This window comes from Hymenobacter perfusus (assembly GCF_003944765.1).
Classification (GTDB): domain Bacteria; phylum Bacteroidota; class Bacteroidia; order Cytophagales; family Hymenobacteraceae; genus Hymenobacter; species Hymenobacter perfusus.
Genome location: NZ_RWIU01000002.1, coordinates 233,228 through 247,051, shown reverse-complemented (window position 1 = coordinate 247,051; position 13,824 = coordinate 233,228). Strand labels below are relative to the sequence as shown.

At 59.7% G+C, this 13,824-nt stretch carries 10 protein-coding genes; 6 read left to right on the top strand and 4 right to left on the bottom strand.

Annotated elements, in window-relative coordinates:
• Positions 1-59 precede the first annotated feature (59 nt).
• Positions 60-1,469, top strand: coding sequence for a 23S rRNA (uracil(1939)-C(5))-methyltransferase RlmD (gene rlmD / locus EI293_RS07245; RefSeq protein ID WP_394343392.1), 1,410 nt, complete (start codon positions 60-62; stop codon positions 1,467-1,469).
• Positions 1,470-1,494: 25 nt separating this feature from the next.
• Here the strand turns inward: rlmD and EI293_RS07240 are convergent, their stop codons facing one another.
• Positions 1,495-1,806, bottom strand: coding sequence for a hypothetical protein (locus EI293_RS07240; RefSeq protein WP_125436485.1), 312 nt, complete (start codon positions 1,804-1,806; stop codon positions 1,495-1,497).
• A gap of 43 nt (positions 1,807-1,849) precedes the next feature.
• Between EI293_RS07240 and EI293_RS07235 the strand changes: the two genes are divergently transcribed.
• Positions 1,850-2,224 (top strand): hypothetical protein, encoded by a 375-nt coding sequence (locus tag EI293_RS07235; protein WP_125436484.1) that lies wholly within the window; start codon positions 1,850-1,852, stop codon positions 2,222-2,224.
• Positions 2,225-2,393: 169 nt separating this feature from the next.
• Here EI293_RS07235 and thiL read toward each other — a convergent pair whose 3' ends face one another.
• A complete protein-coding gene (gene thiL, locus EI293_RS07230; RefSeq protein ID WP_125436483.1) occupies positions 2,394-3,416 on the bottom strand; it encodes a thiamine-phosphate kinase in 1,023 nt (340 codons plus the stop codon).
• Between the two features lie 214 nt (positions 3,417-3,630).
• Positions 3,631-4,707 carry a T9SS type A sorting domain-containing protein gene (locus tag EI293_RS07225; protein WP_170170287.1) on the bottom strand — a complete coding sequence of 359 codons (1,077 nt, stop codon included), beginning with the start codon at positions 4,705-4,707 and terminating at the stop codon, positions 3,631-3,633.
• 262 nt (positions 4,708-4,969) lie between these two features.
• Between EI293_RS07225 and EI293_RS07220 the strand changes: the two genes are divergently transcribed.
• Positions 4,970-5,557 (top strand): hypothetical protein, encoded by a 588-nt coding sequence (locus EI293_RS07220; protein WP_125436481.1) that lies wholly within the window; start codon positions 4,970-4,972, stop codon positions 5,555-5,557.
• A 5-nt stretch (positions 5,558-5,562) separates the two neighbouring features.
• Here EI293_RS07220 and EI293_RS07215 read toward each other — a convergent pair whose 3' ends face one another.
• The gene (locus tag EI293_RS07215; protein ID WP_125436480.1) at positions 5,563-6,579 is read right to left on the bottom strand and encodes a LacI family DNA-binding transcriptional regulator; all 1,017 of its coding nucleotides are present in this window, start codon (positions 6,577-6,579) and stop codon (positions 5,563-5,565) included.
• Between the two features lie 392 nt (positions 6,580-6,971).
• On the opposite strand from EI293_RS07215, the gene EI293_RS07210 reads away from it, so the two are divergent.
• The 3 genes from EI293_RS07210 (at position 6,972) to EI293_RS07200 (ending at position 13,813) form a co-directional block, all read left to right on the top strand.
• Positions 6,972-10,184: a SusC/RagA family TonB-linked outer membrane protein gene (locus tag EI293_RS07210; RefSeq protein ID WP_125436479.1), complete on the top strand. Its 3,213-nt coding sequence runs from the start codon at positions 6,972-6,974 to the stop codon at positions 10,182-10,184.
• Positions 10,185-10,304: 120 nt separating this feature from the next.
• Entirely contained in the window at positions 10,305-11,825 is a 1,521-nt protein-coding gene (locus EI293_RS07205; RefSeq protein WP_125436478.1) for a RagB/SusD family nutrient uptake outer membrane protein, read from the top strand.
• Between the two features lie 119 nt (positions 11,826-11,944).
• Positions 11,945-13,813 carry a glycoside hydrolase family 2 protein gene (locus EI293_RS07200; protein ID WP_125436477.1) on the top strand — a complete coding sequence of 623 codons (1,869 nt, stop codon included), beginning with the start codon at positions 11,945-11,947 and terminating at the stop codon, positions 13,811-13,813.
• The last annotated feature ends 11 nt before the right edge of the window (positions 13,814-13,824 follow it).

Sequence of the window (13,824 nt, the reverse complement as noted above, 5' to 3'; positions counted from 1 at the left end):
GGACAATCGGCCACAAAATCCGCGAAAAAATCCGTGGAATCAGTGATTACCTTTGTCGGGTGAGGAAATCAGTGAAAAACATCCCGGCGGAGCTGCTCCGCGAAGTCGAAATTACCGACATGGTGGCCGAGGGCAAGTGCCTGGTGCGCCGCGAGAACCTGGTCATCTTTGTGACGCAAGTGGCCCCCGGCGACGTGGTGGATTTGCGCGTGACCAAGGCCAAAAAGAACTTCCTGGAGGCCGTACCTACGCACTTCCACAAGTATTCCGAGCTGCGCGTGCAGCCGTTCTGCGAGCATTTCGGTACCTGCGGCGGCTGCAAGTGGCAGCACCTGGGCTACGAAACCCAGCTCCAGTTCAAGCACCAGCAGGTGGCTGATACGTTGCAGCGCATCGGCAAGGTGGCCCTGCCCGAAATCCTGCCGATTCAGGCCTCCCCCGACCAGACCTACTACCGCAACAAACTGGAATACACCTTCAGCCACAACGGCTGGCTGACGAATGAGCAGATTGCCAGCGGCCACAACTACGAGCGGCGCGTGCTGGGCTTCCACACCCCCGGCCGCTTCGATAAGATTCTCGACATCAACCACTGCTGGCTGCAGCCCGACCCCAGCAACCAGATCCGGCTGGCCGTGCGCGACTACGCCCTGGAGCACGAGCTGCCCTTCAACAACCTCGTGACCCAGGAGGGCTTCCTGCGCAACCTCATCATCCGGACGGCCAACACCGGCGACCTGATGGTGATTCTGCAGTGCTACTACGCCCACGACGCGCTGGTGCCGCTGCTGGATTTCCTGCACGAGCGATTCCCGCAAATCACCTCCCTCAACTACGTGCTCAACGACAAGGGCAACGAAACCTTCCACGACCTGGAGGTGGTATGCTACAAGGGCGAGCCGCACATTCACGAGGAAATGGAAGGCCTGCGCTTCCGCGTCGGCCCGAAATCCTTCTACCAGACCAACTCCGAGGGCGCTTTCAACCTCTACAAAATCACCCGCGACTTCGCCCAGCTCACCGGCTCGGAGCTGGTCTATGACCTCTACACCGGGGCCGGCACCATCGCCAACTTCGTGGCCCGGCAGGCCAGGCACGTCGTGGGCGTGGAGTATGTGGAATCGGCCGTGAAGGACGCCTACATCAATTCCGAAATCAACGGCACTACCAACACCGAGTTCTACGCCGGCGACATGAAGGACGTGCTCAACGCCGAGTTCATCCAGCAGCACGGCCGCCCCGACGTGGTCATCACCGACCCGCCCCGCGCCGGCATGCACCCCGACGTAGTGGCCCGCCTGCTGGAAATGCGCGCCTCCCGCATCGTGTACGTCAGCTGCAACCCCGGCACCCAGGCCCGCGACCTGGAGCTACTGGATGAAGCCTACGAAGTGGTAAAAGTGCAGCCCGTGGATATGTTCCCGCACACCCATCACGTGGAGAATGTGGTGCTGCTGGAGTTGAAGTAACAGTAGGGTATATTTTATAAAATCGTTATTCATTAGGTAAATTTCGCGAGGAAAAATAAACGATTCCTGATACCATCAATGGCATACATAGAAATAATACCAGGACATATTCTGAAGTACTATATCCTCCACGCAAATTGGGCTCTGGCCAAGCACGTAACCCGATAACGGCCAATACACATGCAAGGCCAACCCCAATCGGTTTTAATTTTGATGTACGACGCTTGTAAAGCAGAAAGAACAAGGCTAATCCATAAAGGGCAGCAGTTACTAACGCTTCGAATAAAAATATTAGACCCGAGAAATAATCTTCGGAAAGCAGCAAGATTGAATACATAGTGTTACAATATTAAAACAGTGACCTAAGAATTCCGAACAACATGGACTACACCAACGACCCTGAACTGAACGGCAAATACCTCGGCACCATCACCAAGGACTTTGCTACCGTTTCCGATACGCTGAGCGAGGCTTCCTCGCAGATCCGTAAGCGGGATATTTCTAAGTATCCCATCTTCGTGTTTGCCCGCCAGGAGGTGCCGCTGGGCGGCCTGCTCATCAACGCCGACGAGCTGAACCTGGAGTGGCACGTATTCGCCAGCTACCTGGAGCTGTTCGTGCAGCAGGGCATCGTGGGCGAGGACGGCATTGAAGCCTTCCAAAGCACCTACCGCGACGCCGACGAGTACTGCTGCCTGTTCGTGCTCGACGAGGAGTTCACCAACTTCGTTTACATCCCCTACCCCGAGGACTAACTGTCATTGCGAGCCGGAGGCGAAGCAATCCTTCCTCTTCGGATTGCCAAACCTTGAGAAACGAAAAGCCCTTACTCCTGCGTGCGAGTAAGGGCTTTTGCGTAGGTCAGCGTTGGAGATTTAGAAAAGGACGGATTGCTTCGTCGTACCTCCTCGCAATGACAGGGGCCTACTCGAAGTGGTTGAACCCTTGCGCCCGCAGCGGGATAGGCTGGCCGGCTTTGGTGATGAGGTTCGCGCCTTCGCTCTTGTCCACCATGTGGCCGATAATGGTGATGTCGGGATGGTTCTTGATTTTGTCGTGGTCTGACAGCGGGACGGTGAAGAGCAGCTCGTAGTCCTCGCCGCCGTTGAGCATGCACATGATGGGGTCGAGGTTGAACTCCTCGGCCACTTCCAGCGTGGGGTTGGCGATGGGCAGGTTTTCGGTGAAAATGCGCGCGCCCGTGCCGCTGGCGGCGCACAGGTGCAGCACCTCGGAGGCCAGCCCGTCGGAAATGTCAATCATGCTGGTGGGCACCACGCCCAGGTCGCGCAACTCGTGTACCACATCCATACGGGCCTCGGGGCGGAGCTGGCGTTGCAGCACGTAGGGATATTTGTTGAGCTCGGGCTGGGTTTCGGGGTCGGCCTGCCAGGCTTGCTTTTCGCGCTCCAGTACCTGCAAACCCAGGTAGGCCCCACCCAGGTCGCCCGTAACGCAGAGCAGGTCGTTGGGGCCAGCGCCGCTGCGGCGCACGGCTTTGCCGGCTTCAGCCAAACCCAGGGCCGTAATGCCGATGGTGAGGCCCGAGCGGCTGCCGGTGGTGTCGCCGCCCACTACGTCTACATTGTAAGCTTCACAGGCCAGCCGGATACCTTCGTAGAGTTCTTCCACGGCTTCCACCGAGAAGCGCGAGGGCACGCTCAAGGCCACCACAATTTGCGTGGGCAGGGCATTCATGGCCGCCACGTCCGACACGTTCACGGCCACGGCTTTGTAGCCCAGGTGCTTGAGGGGGCAGAACGTGAGGTCGAAATGCACGCCCTCCACCAGCAGATCGGTGCTGATAACCAGCTCCTGCCCGGCCGGGGGCGCGAGGATGGCCGCGTCGTCGCCGATGCCGAGGATGGTGCTGGGCTGCTGCAGGTGTACGGTTTCCTGAATCCGGCGAATCAAGCCAAACTCGCCTACTTTATCCAAAGGGGTCATATACTCAGAGGTTACGCTGATGTTTCTGCGGGTACGGCGGAGGCTGCGGGCACCCGCTCAAATCCGGAGCGCAAAGGTACAACGCCGGGCGGGTAAGCAGGTTTCCGGACTTTCTATAACGCAATAAAGAGGCTGTCCCGCGCAGGAACAGCCTCTTTACCTGTACAATCAGCAAGCGGCAGCGCGGCCGGAAAGACCAGCACCGGGCAGCAGATTACTTTACCATCAGCTCTTTGTACACTTTCAGCTGGCCATCCTGCGAGATGAACTGCACGAAGTACAGACCGGGGGTGAGGCGCGAAACGTCGAGTTTCACGGTTTCCTCGCTCAGGCCACGCGGCTGGGCCGTGATGGACTGGCCCAGGCTATTCATCACTACGATGGAACCTACTTTAGCGCCTTTGATTTCCACGAAAGCCTGGCCGCTGGCCGGGTTCGGGAATACGCTGATGGCGGAGTTGAACTTCGCCAGGGTTTTCAGCGGGGCGTAGGAGCCGTACGGACCGGTGTAGTCGTTGTGCTCACCCAAGCGGGAATAGCTCTGGGCAGCGGGGTCCTGCACACCGCCGGGGAAGGCCGTGGAATAAGATTCCCACTCAGTAGCAATGTTGTAGCCGGTGCGAACAGTAGACGTACCACCCTGCGGCTGCGGGTTTACCGTAGTGCCGGCCGAAACCGTGGCGCGACGAATCAGCGACTGGTTGGCCGAAGTAACCACCACCTTGTTCGCGTCTTCCGCCGACCAGGAAGTACCCGGATCCTGACCAATCACCCCGAAAATATCCACCAGGATAGGCGTGCCCTGACCGGCGTTAGCGCCCGTCCAGCGCACCAGCGCCATGGCGTCGTTGCCGCTGAAATAAGCAGCTCCGCCCTGCACCAGCACCGAGTTGGTAGCAGCCGGAGCCGTGGCATACGGCGCGCACAACTGGTCTACCACGTTCAGGATCTGGGGCAAGGTAACCTCACCGCAGGCATACACGAAGGCATCGGCGGTATTCAGCGTGTTGGCTCCCGAAGTACGCTTCAGACCCTCCTCCTGGAACACGGCAGTAGCGCCGTTGGAGTAGCGGCGGATGGAGTACGGGTTCAGGTTTACGGCGTTGGTGGTCGGGTTGAACACCTCAATGGCCCGCTCGCTGCCGGTAGAGGGCGTGGTGCCGCCGTAGGTAACCCCGCTCTGGTGGGCTCCTTCGTCGTATTCGGAGAAAAATAGCTCGGTGCCTTGCGCCAGCGAAGCCGTGGCAGTGGCCAGAAACAGGCCCAGTGTCAGTAAGTAATTCTTTTTCATGCGCGAGAATGATGAAGGTGTGGATGAAGCGGCCACAAAGATAAGGCAATTGCGGCGGCCTCCGGTCATAGGCTACCCGGAAAAACCGCTTGCCGCCGCTGGTCCGCTACGCTTTACTGGTTGCTAATCTGCTATATACCTTTTGGCTTTTACAGAAACCTGCATTGTGAGCCGGCTTTCCAGCCGAAGAACTTTACTTTGTTTGATTGTTTTTCGGAAAATTTTCGTTGGCTTGCTACTCCATTCTACTCCTTCTGTTTCTATGACGCGCCTCGCTTCTATGCTGCTGGCTCTGGCCACTTTACTTACAACTATCAGTTGCAACCGCACCCCCAAACCTATTGACCCCGCCTCGGCCCAGGCCGTGAAGGTGCAGCTGGATATTCTGCAGGACAGCGTGGAAGCCCGCTGGAGCGACATGGTGGCTTCCGACGATACCAAGCTGCACGATACCCGCCAACTGCTGCGGGAGCTGACAACCCAGCCCGGCACCAACCGCCAGCAGCTGGCCCAGCTGCAATACGCCAACGACCGGCTGCCCCGCCGTCGTTACACCCAGCAAACCATGGCCGAATCGGAGCGGATTGACGCGTATGATGCGGCTCAGGATTCCTTGCTGCGCGCGGTGTATACGCTGCTCCCGAATGAGCAGGAACCGGCGGCGGCCATCAAAACCCTTACCGACCAGATTCAGGCGGCCGATGGTGAGCTGATCAGTTTTCGGGTGCGCTACGACCAGGCCGCGACCCGCTTCAACAACTACCTCCAGGTGCATACCGCCGAGCTGGAGCAGCTGGGCGGCAAATATGCTAAGCTGAAGCCCCTGCCGCTGTTCACGCTCCAGAAATAACCCGTTCACCCACGAGCGGTAGACTTCCGGGCAAACAGCTCCGACTTCAACGTGAGGCTCTGGCTGGGCAGAATGGGCTTTTTCTTTTCGATGGCGCGCAGCAGAATCCGGGCGGCTTCCTTTCCTATTTCATACGCCGGCTGCGTGATGGTGGTAAGCGCCGGTGCCAACAGGGAAGCCACGCCCAGGTTGGAAAAACCGATGATTTTGATGGTTTCCGGAATGGCCAGCCCTAGGTTGTGACAGGCCTGGTAGCTGCTGATGGCCAGCCGCTCGACGGAGGCAAAGATGCCGTCTATTTCGGGGCGGCTGCGCAATAGGTCAGTAATCAATTCCGTGTTCTGCTCGTCATCCCCGTAGCCGGTTAGCACCAGGGTTTCATCGAACGGCAGGCCGTGCTCCTGCAACGCGGCCTGGTAGCCCTGCATGCGCATACGCCCGATAGACAGGTTGCCCGAAAGCAGCAGGTGCGCAATGTGGCGGCAGCCGGCTTCCAGCAGGTGTTTGGTAGCCAGGTAGCCGCTTTCGTAGTCGTTGGTAGTCACGTTGGCCGTGTTCAGCGCGTCGCACACCCGGTCGAAGAATACAATGGCGGGCTTGCTGGCATACAGCTTCTGCAAATGCCCGAAGTCCTGGCTGCCGCTGGCCACCGACATCAGCAGCCCATCTACCCGGCCGCCGGTGAGGTACTGTGTGATGTCCACTTCCCGCTCGTAGTCATCGTGGGTGAGGTAAATGAGCACGTGGTAGCCGTTCTGGCGGGCCACTTCCTCAATGCCATTAATGGCCAGGGAAAAGAAGTGGTTGTTGACTTCGGGAATGACGACGCCGATGGTTTTGCTGATGTTGCGGCGCAGGCTGCTGGCATAGGCGTTGGGCTGGTAGCCCAGCGCATCGGCCAGAGCCTTCACCCGCTCTTTGGTCTGCGCCGACACTTCATGACTATCCTGCAAGGCCCGCGAAACCGTGGCAATAGACAGGTTCAGCTCCTGCGCAAGTCGCTTTAAATTTACTGGGGGCATTGAAATGCTGTAACGAAGCCGAAGATAGGTGGAAAAGCAAAAAACGCAGGCTCGGCTGGTCTAAAGCTACGGTTTTTCGCCTTACGCCCGCGCAGTCGAAAACGGCCTATTCATGCGCATAACACCGTTTTACTGCTATTGAAAACCAGGAGTAATTACCCACTTACCGGTTAGCACAAACCCTCACCTCTGCAAACGTTTACGTAGATAAACCGGCTTCGATGGGCTTCAACCGGCGGGAATAGTCATGTACTTAGCAGAGCGAAAACTACCCGTGGAGTATCGCACGGCCTACTTGCCGGACCGGATAGTTTTCGGGGCAGGCAGCCCAGTTTTAGCCCGCCTGCTGCACTCTTCGGTTCCGCCTTTATCACACCCCAACTCCCACACGCATGACCCGTTCTTTACTCCTGCCCCGGCGCTGGACTGCCGCTCCGCTGGTGTTGCTGCCCTTGCTCGGCCCGGCCCTAAGTGGCCCGTTGCGGGCCGCACCGTTAGCCAGCCGCCCTGTTGCCTCCGCTGATATTGCCATCAAAGGCCGCGTACTGGATGAGAAGGGCGCCCCGCTGCCGGGCGTGAACGTGGTGGTACGCGGCACCAGCAATGGCACTCAAACCGACCCTGATGGCCGCTTTACCCTCAGGGCTCCCGATGATGCTACCCTGGTGTTCAGCTTTATCGGTTACCTACCCCAGGAAGTAGCCGTGGGTGGCCGCGACGCGGTAAACGTAACGCTTCAGCCCGATAACAAAACGCTGAGCGAGGTAGTGGTGGTGGGCTACGGCGTGCAGGAGAAAAAGCTGCTGGCCACGTCCATTTCCTCCATTCAGGCCAAGGATGTGGAGCTGATTCCGGTGGCTTCGCCCTCGGAGGCGCTGGTAGGTTTGGTGGCCGGCGCTCAGATTACCGAGCCCTCCGGGGAGCCGGGCCAGGGAGCCGTTATTCGTATTCGGGGCCTGGGCTCTATTACGGCCGGCAACAACCCGCTATACGTGGTGGATGGCTACCCGCTCAACAACCCCGACAGCTACTACCAGATTCCGCCCGGTGATATTCAATCGGTGCAGATTCTGAAGGATGCGGCGGCAGCAGCTATTTATGGCTCGCGCGGCGGTAACGGTATTGTCATCGTGACTACCAAGCGTGGCCGCGCCGATGGCAAGACGCGGTTTAACTTCTCGGCCAATACCGGCGTTATTCAGGTGGCCAAGAAGATGGATCTGATGAACCGTGACGAGTTTGTGGACTACCTGCGGGAGTCTTACACCAACGGGGCACGCACCCTCTCGCCGGAGCTGACTACGTACCTGAATTCGCCGGGCGGCCTGCCCGATACGGACTGGCAGGATGAAATCTTCCGCACTGGCACACAGCAGCAGTATCAACTGTCGGCCTCGGGCGGCACCGATAAAGGCCGTTTCTACATTTCGGGCGGCTATTTCAAGCAGACGGGCACCTTAAAGGGCTCGGGCTTCGAGCGTTTCTCGCTGCGGGCCAACTACGATGCTCAACTAAGCAACAAGCTGAAGCTGGGACTGAGTCTGGCCCCCAACTTCACCCGTACCGATGTGGTGCCTACCTCGGGCAGCTTTAACGGCGGCAACATCTCGGGCGGTGGGCCCAGCGGCGAAACCGGCACCATCACGGCCGCCCTGATTATGCCGCCTATTGTACCCACCCGCCTGGCAAACGGCGACTACGCCGGCCTGCGCAACGGTACCAACAACGGCATCACCAACCCCGGCGACCTGCTGAGCCCCCTGGCCGCGCTGGATCTGTACCAGGACCGCTCCAACGTGGTGCGCGCGCTGGGTTCTTCGTTCCTGGATTTTGAGGTTATCAAGGGCCTGAACCTGCGTACCAATTTCGGGGCCGAGCTGATCAACTCGCGGCGCGGTATTTATGTACCGGCCACGCTGGGTACGGCCGGCAACCAGGCCGCCAACCTCTCCAACCCTATCCTCAACAACATTGACGCGCGCCGCATCAACGGCACGAACATGAACTGGGTGTGGGAGAACACGGCTACCTATAACCGCACCCTCGGCACCAACCACAACGTGACCTTGCTGGCTGGTTATGCCGCGCAGTACAACAACTTCGAGGGCAACACGGTGCTGGGCCAGACGGGCACCTACACCAACACCAACATCGACTACCCCACTGCCGCTGGCCAGGTGTTCGGGAGCGGCCTGAGCAACAACGAAAACGCCCTGACCTCCATATTTGGCCGCTTCGACTACTCGTTTAAGGAACGCTACATTCTGACGGCGGCCCTGCGCCGCGACGGTAGCTCCCGCTTCGGCCCCGACAACCGCTACGCCACGTTCCCTTCGCTGGCATTGGCCTGGCGCGTGGCGGAGGAGAGCTTCATCAAGCAGTTCCCGACCATCAGTGAGCTGAAGCTGCGCGCCTCTTACGGCGTCACCGGCAACAACAACATCGGCGACTACAACTATCAGAGCTACCAGGAAGCGGCCAACTACGTGCTGGGCACCGGCAACGGGGCCCGCGTGTACGGCTTCTCACCCAACGGCGTAGCCCTGCGCAATCTGGGCTGGGAAACCAATACCCAGTTTGATGCGGGCTTTGACCTGGGTCTGTTCCGGGACCGGATTTACCTGACGGCCGCCGCCTACCAGCGCAACACCACCGACCTGCTGCTGAACCGAAACATCCCCGCCATTCTGGGCTTCTCGTCGCGGGCCCTGGCCAACGTGGGTGAGGTGCGCAACCGGGGCCTGGAGTTTCAGCTGAATACGGCCAACATTGTGGAGGGCAACTTCACCTGGAGCTCCTCGGCCAACCTGACGCTGAACCGCAACGAGGTACTGTCCTTAGCCGGTGCCAATGAGCAGATTACCTTCGATGCGGTGTTTGGCTACACCAGCTCCATTCGGGTAGTTCCGGGCCAGCCGCTGGGCGTGTTCTACGGCTACCAGCAGGAAGGCATCTACCGCGACCAGGCCGACATTGACAGCAGCCCGAAGTGGACGGCCAGCAACACGGTAGTGAAGCCCGGCGACTTCAAGTTCAAGGACATCAACGGCGACGGCAGCATCAATACCCAGGACATTGGCGTCATCGGGAACCCCTTCCCCAACTTCACCTACGGCCTGCAGAACAACTTCGGCTACAAGGCATTTTCGCTGAGTGTCATCCTGCAGGGCTCCCAGGGAAATGATGTGCTCTACGGCGGCGACCGGTACACGTTCAACGCGCCCGGCGGCACCAACGCCCGCGCCGAGCTGACCAACCGCTGGCGCAGTCCCGATAACCCCGGCGACGGCAAAACGCCGCTGGCTACCACTGCGGCCTCGTTGCGCACCCAGTTCAACTCCTACTTCATCCACGATGCCTCGTTCCTGCGCGTACGCAACGTGACGTTGCGTTACAATCTGCCAACGGACTGGGCGAAGAAGGCCAGGCTGCAAAGTGCCGGCATCTACAGCAGCATCCAGAACCTGTACACGTTCACCAAGTACATCGGGTACAATCCGGAGGCCAACAATTTCGGCAACACCACCAATCCCACCTACGGCGTCGATCAGGGGTCTTATCCCATGAACCGGACCCTCACGCTGGGCGTGCAGCTGGGCTTTTAATTTTTGGTTTTTGGCTCTTGGTTCAGGGTTTTTGGCTTGTTGATTTTATGCTCCCGACGCCTTGGTTCGTCTGCCGCCAGCAACCAGAAACCCGCACCTACAAACCACCCTCTTCCCACCATGATTTTCGACTACAAAAACATATTCACCGGAGCCAGTGTGGCGGCCCTATTGGGCCTGGCTACCCTGGGTACCACCTCGTGCAGCAAGGACTTCATCGACCTGAACGACCCCACGCGCCTGCCCACCACGGCGGGCTATTCCGACTCGCTCAGCATCTTGAACGGAGTAACGGCGGCTTACTCCTCCTTGCAGGATCTGTACGGCAAGTCGTCGGCTAATAACCGGGGCATCTTCGTCTTCGGCGAAATTCCCTCCGACAACAGCTTCACGGTAGTTTCAGGGGAGCGACTCAACGAGTTCAACGACTTCACGCTGGTCAGCGACAATCCGCGTGTGCAGAGTCAGTGGCTGATGACTTACCGCACCATTGCTCGCTGCAACATTATTCTGGGCCGGGCCGGGGACATTAAGCTCACCGACGCCACCCGCAACCGTTACTTTGCCGAGGCCCGTTTCATCCGGGCACTGGCCTATTTCAACGCGGTACGCATCTGGGGCGACGTGCCGCTGGTAACCCGCGAAATTGCCTCCATTGCCGAGGCCTACGAGTTTGGCCGCACCCCGGCCGCGCAGGTGTATGCCCAGATTGAGGAAGACCTGGCCTTCGCCGAAACCAACCTACCCGTTGCGCAAACCGGGGTGAACCTGGGCCGCGCCACCAAGGGGGCCGCGCAGGGGCTGTTGGGCAAGGTGCTGCTGACGCAGAAGAAATACACCGAGGCCGCCGCCAAGCTCAGGCAGGTTATCGACGCCAATACGTACGCGCTGCAGGCCACGTACGCCAACATCTTCGCCACCAGCAATGAGATGAACAGCGAAATTCTGCTGGCCGTGCGCTACACCAAAGGTGCCTTGGGTCTGGGCAGCGCATTTACCACGTGGTTTATGCCCGCCTACACCACGGCCCAAACCACGGCCCTGATTGGCGCCTCCTTCACCGGTCAGCAATTCAACACCGTGGACCCTGACCTGGTCACCACCTTCACGGCCAGTGGCACCACCGACGTGCGCGCCGCTACTTCCTACACGCTGCCCATCAACCCCACGGCAACCAGTTCCTATTACACCAAGAAGTACATTGATACGCCTACCACTTCCACCGACGCCGAAAACGACTGGATTGTGCTGCGCTACGCTGATGTGCTGCTCCTGTACGCCGAGGCCGTGAATGAAGCTACCGGCCCGACCGCGCAGGCCCTGGATGCCGCGAACCGCGTGATTCGCCGCTCCCGCAACCTGCCCGTGGCCACCCCCAACGCCACCGTCGATTTGCCAGCCAGCACCTCTCAGGCCGCCCTGCGCAGTCGTCTGGAGCTGGAGCGCCGCCTGGAGCTGAGCTTTGAGGGCCACCGCTGGTTTGACCTCGTGCGCACCGACCGCGCCATTCCGGTAATGAACGCCTTTTTCACCCGCACCAATTCCACCACCCGCATCGACCAGAACGACTTGCTGTTTCCGATTCCGATTCAGGAAATCCAGACTAACCCTATCCTCACCCAGAACCCGGGCTACAACTAAGCGGCGACTCAGTGACTTAGCGACTTAGTGAGTTTGATGTTCGATTGTTACCGCTTGTGCAGATAGCACATCAAACTCACTAAGTCGCTAAGTCACTGAGTCACTAAACCCCTTTCCCTATGACTTCACTGAACCTGATGAAGGTGCTCACGGCCGCCGCGCTGCTGTGGCTGGGCACGTTCAGCAGCCAGCCGCTGCAGGCCCAGCCGGCGCTGCTGCAAAACGCGCCGGGCCGTAGCGTGCTCAGCCTCAACGGCAGCTGGAACTACATCATCGACCCCTACGAAAACGGCTTCTACGACTACCGCCGCGAGGCCTTCGACCAGTCGAAATCGGGCAAGGGCGGCTACTACGACAACGCCAAGCCCAGCAGCAAGCAGGAAGAAGAGCTGATTGAGTACGACTTCGATAAGTCGCAGGCCATGCAGATTCCGGGCGACTGGAACTCGCAGCGGCCGGAGCTGCTGTATTACGAGGGCACCATCTGGTACAAGAAAAGCTTCGCGCTGGCGCCCAAGCCCGGCAAGCGGTACTTCCTGTACTTCGGGGCCATCAACTACGAGGCGCACATCTACCTCAACGGCAAGAAGCTGGGCATGCACAAGGGCGGCTTCACCCCGATCCAGTACGACATCACCGAGCAGCTCAGCGCGTCCGGCGACAACTTTGTGGTGGTGAAGGCCGACAACACCCGCCGTCCCGAGGAAGTCCCCACCATCAACACCGACTGGTGGAACTACGGCGGCATCACGCGCGACGTCTTCATTGCCGAAACGCCCGCCACCTACATCAGCGACTATAAAGTGCAGCTGGCCAAAGGCGACGCGAATACGGTGGCCGGCTACGTGCAGCTGGCCGGCGAGGGCCGCGCCAACCAGGCCGTGACCCTGAACATCGGCGAGGCTGGCCTCAAACAGACTGTGAAAACCGACGGTGAAGGCCGCGCCACGTTCAGCGTGCCGGCCAAAAAGCTGGCCCGCTGGTCGCCGCAGAGCCCCAGGCTGTACGCGGTGAGCTTGACGAGCAGCTCCGACGTCGTGCAGGACCGCATCGGCTTCCGCCTGATTGAGACGCGGGGGCAGGACATTCTGCTCAACGGCCGCAGCCTCTACATGCGCGGCATCAGCATCCACGACGAAAACCCGCTGATTCCGGGCCGGGCACGCGGCGAGGGCGACTTGCGCATGCTGCTGACCTGGGCCAAAGAGCTGGGCTGCAACTACGTGCGCCTGGCCCACTATCCGCACAACGAAACCATGCTCAAGCTGGCCGACGAAATGGGGCTGCTGGTGTGGGCCGAAGTGCCGGTGTACTGGACCATTGCCTGGGAAAACCCCGCCACCTACCAGAACGCCGAGCAGCAGCTCACCGACCTGATATCGATGGGGAAAAACCGCGCCAGCGTGGTGGTCTGGAGCGTGGGCAATGAAACGCCGCTGGGCGAGCCGCGCCTGAAGTTTATGAGCAGCCTCGCTAAAAAAGCCCGCGCCCTCGACGACACCCGCCTGATTTCGGCGGCCCTGGAGCTGCACCGCACCCCCGACAACGTGGTGCACGTGGACGACCCGCTGGGTGAGTTCCTGGACCTGACCAGCTTCAACGAGTACGCCGGCTGGTACTGGGGCGGCAAGCCCGGCGAAATCACCAAGTACACCTTCGACATCAAGTACAACAAGCCGGTGATGGTCAGTGAGTTTGGCGGCGATGCGCTGGCCGGCTACCACGGCGACGCCAACACCCGCTGGAGCGAGGAATACCAGGAGGCGCTGTACGTGAACCAGCTGAAAATGCTGAGCACCATTCCCGGTTTGCGCGGTATGACGCCCTGGATTCTGGCCGACTTCCGCGCCACCCGCCGCCAACACCCGGTGTACCAGAACGGCTTCAACCGCAAAGGCTTGATTTCGAGCACCGGCCAGAGGAAAAAGGCCTTCTACGTGCTGCAGGAATACTACCGCCAGATGGCCCAGAAATACGACGGCAAATGAGAAAGCCAGCT

What these genes read in the sequence shown, in the direction of transcription:
- EI293_RS07225 (WP_170170287.1), bottom strand. Translation starts at nt 4,707, where the DNA reads ATGAAAAAGAATTACTTACTGACACTGGGCCTGTTTCTGGCCACTGCC.
- EI293_RS07220 (WP_125436481.1), top strand. Translation starts at nt 4,970, where the DNA reads ATGACGCGCCTCGCTTCTATGCTGCTGGCTCTGGCCACTTTACTTACA.
- EI293_RS07200 (WP_125436477.1), top strand. Translation starts at nt 11,945, where the DNA reads ATGACTTCACTGAACCTGATGAAGGTGCTCACGGCCGCCGCGCTGCTG.
- EI293_RS07210 (WP_125436479.1), top strand. Translation starts at nt 6,972, where the DNA reads ATGACCCGTTCTTTACTCCTGCCCCGGCGCTGGACTGCCGCTCCGCTG.
- EI293_RS07240 (WP_125436485.1), bottom strand. Translation starts at nt 1,806, where the DNA reads ATGTATTCAATCTTGCTGCTTTCCGAAGATTATTTCTCGGGTCTAATA.
- thiL (WP_125436483.1), bottom strand. Translation starts at nt 3,416, where the DNA reads ATGACCCCTTTGGATAAAGTAGGCGAGTTTGGCTTGATTCGCCGGATT.
- EI293_RS07215 (WP_125436480.1), bottom strand. Translation starts at nt 6,579, where the DNA reads ATGCCCCCAGTAAATTTAAAGCGACTTGCGCAGGAGCTGAACCTGTCT.
- EI293_RS07205 (WP_125436478.1), top strand. Translation starts at nt 10,305, where the DNA reads ATGATTTTCGACTACAAAAACATATTCACCGGAGCCAGTGTGGCGGCC.
- EI293_RS07235 (WP_125436484.1), top strand. Translation starts at nt 1,850, where the DNA reads ATGGACTACACCAACGACCCTGAACTGAACGGCAAATACCTCGGCACC.